This is a genomic window from Myxococcota bacterium (assembly GCA_035498015.1).
In the GTDB taxonomy this organism is placed as follows: domain Bacteria; phylum Myxococcota_A; class UBA9160; order SZUA-336; family SZUA-336; genus VGRW01.
The window spans coordinates 1-2,262 of record DATKAO010000161.1 but is presented as its reverse complement, the minus strand read 5'-3'; the positions used below and the strand labels follow the sequence as shown (position 1 = coordinate 2,262).

2 protein-coding genes are annotated in these 2,262 nt (G+C 73.9%); both read left to right on the top strand.

Features of this window, described 5'->3' with window-relative positions; genetic code table 11:
- Positions 1 to 43: 43 nt before the first annotated feature.
- A complete protein-coding gene (locus VMR86_14550) occupies positions 44 to 841 on the top strand; it encodes a nuclear transport factor 2 family protein (protein ID HTO08266.1) in 798 nt (265 codons plus the stop codon).
- A 14-nt stretch (positions 842 to 855) separates the two neighbouring features.
- A complete protein-coding gene (locus tag VMR86_14545; protein ID HTO08265.1) occupies positions 856 to 1,797 on the top strand; it encodes an FkbM family methyltransferase in 942 nt (313 codons plus the stop codon).
- Positions 1,798 to 2,262 lie beyond the last annotated feature (465 nt).

The following is a 2,262-nucleotide window of genomic DNA, read 5'->3' as shown; positions in this document are numbered from 1 at the left end:
GCGTGCCGCCGCTGCTCGGCCCGTTCGTCGAGAAGGAGTGAGCGTGGAGCCCTTCGTCGCGCTGATGCGGCGCTACTGCATCGACTACACGAACTCGCACGACCAGAGCGTGTGCGACGAGATCATGGCGCCCGAGTACGTCGTGCACATCTCGGGCTGGAGCCTCCCGCGCGACGCGATGTACAAGCCGGCGGTGACCCGCGTGTTCGAGCGCTTCCCCGGCTTGCAGCTCCAGGTTCACGAGCTCGTGACGAACGGCGAGCGCCTGGCCATGCGCTTCAGCGAGCACGGCGCCGCGGTCGACGCGGGCGGTCGGCTCGCCGCCTGGGGCGGGATTGGCCTGTACCGCTGGGACGGGAAGATGCTGCTCGAGAACTTCGTCGAGCAGGACTTCGCCGCGCAGGAGGAGCAGCTGGCCACCGGCGTGCCCGCGCCGCTCGAGCCGGCGCACCTCGACCCGTGGCAGACCACGCGCGCCGAGCCGGCGAGCCCGGGCGCGGAGGCGGTCGTGCGCGCGTGGCTCGCCAAGGGCGACCTCCGCGCCGCGGCGGACGCGGTGGTCGACGGCTCGTGGTACGGCGCGGATGCGCCGTCGCCACTCGAGATCGAGGCGGTCGACGTGAACGTGCTGTTCTCCGCAGGCGCGCGCGTCGCCTTCCACGCCACGCAGCGCGGCCGCTTCCGCGGCCAGCTCCCCGGCGCGGATCCGGCGTGGGTCGGGCGGGCGACGGCGCTGCGCTGTGCGGGGATCGCGCGCGTCGAGGGCGGCGAGGTTCGCGCGGTCCGCGTGATCACGGACCGCCTGGGCGCGCGCGCCGCGCTCGCGCAGAGCGCCGGCTGAGCGCGCGCGACCCGATGGCGCGCTCGCCGAGCTTTCTCGTCCGGCTGTCGCTCCGGGCGTGGCTCGCCGACTTGCGCGGCGCCGGCGCGAAGGCGGAGCGGCATGTCCGGCGCCTCGTCTGGGCGGCGCTGCAGGGCCGCGCGCGCGAGGTCAGCTTCGAGCGCGACGGCATCCACTGGACGGTGCCGGTCGGCCGCTTCTCGGTCGCGGCCAACTGCTTCGTGGAGGGCGCCCACCAGTCGCGCGAGATCCGCGCCGTGCTCGCCTGGGTCGCGCGCACCGGCCGCCTCGCGCAGCCGCGCGGCGCGGTGATCGACATCGGCGCGAACCTCGGCTCGCCCGGCATCCCGCTCGCGCGCGCGACGGGTCTGCGCGTCGTCTCGGTCGAGCCCGTGCCCGCGACCCACGCGTACCTGCGCCGGAACGTCGAGCAGAACGGCCTGTCGGCGCAGGTCGCGGCGGTGAACGCGGCGATCTCCACCGCGCGCGGCACGCTCGAGATGGTCGTGCACGACGACCCCGCGCGCTCCGAGGCGGTCACCGGCGGCGCGCAGGGCTTCGGCGCGGGCTCGAGCGGAGGCGCGCGTGTGCAGGTCCCGGCGATTCCGCTCGACGAGCTCGTCGCGGAGCAGGGCATCGCGCCCGCGGAGGTGGCCTTGGTGTGGAGCGACACGCAGGGCCACGAGCAGCAGGTGATCGAGAGCGGCAAGGCGCTCTGGGCGGCCGGCGCGCCGCTCTTCGTCGAGCTCTGGCCGCCCGGGCTGTCCGCGCACGGCGGCGTCGACGCGTTCGTCGCCACCGCGCGCAGCCACTTCGCGGGCTACGTCCTCCGCGACGATCTGCTCGCGAGCGGAAACGCGGCGCAGGTCCGCGAGATGGCGTCTCTGCCCGCGACCCTGGCCGCGCTCCGCGACGAGCACACCGACGCGCTCTTCCTACCGGCCAGCACGAGATGACAGGCGCACCCGCCGGCAGCCGCGCGAGCGCGGCCACGCGGCGCGGGGCCCGAGCCGGGTCGCCCGGCTGCTCCGCCAGGCCGCGCAGCGCGCGAGCGGCGGGCTTGGTCGGGGCGCCCGGATTTGAACCGGGGACCTTCTGAACCCCATGCCGTTTCGGGCACGAAGCGCGGGTGAGGTGCGATGAGCCGTCGTGAGGAATCTCGCGGGGTTGGCTCGGGTTCTGGGAAGTCGTGGTGAGGCCCGAATAGGTCCGGAAAACGGATCTCACCCACTTCCCACACAGCGAAAGTGACACCGTTCCGTGTTATCTACTCCGAGGCTCTCTGGCGGACGTGGACCTCGGTGCTGGACCAGATGAGTGCGACGAGCCAGAAGAGGCTTCCCACGCCGAGGCCGACCAGTGCTGCGGAGTGATCATCACCAGTCTTGCCACAACCGCCCAAGAGCGCGCCCGCACGCGCG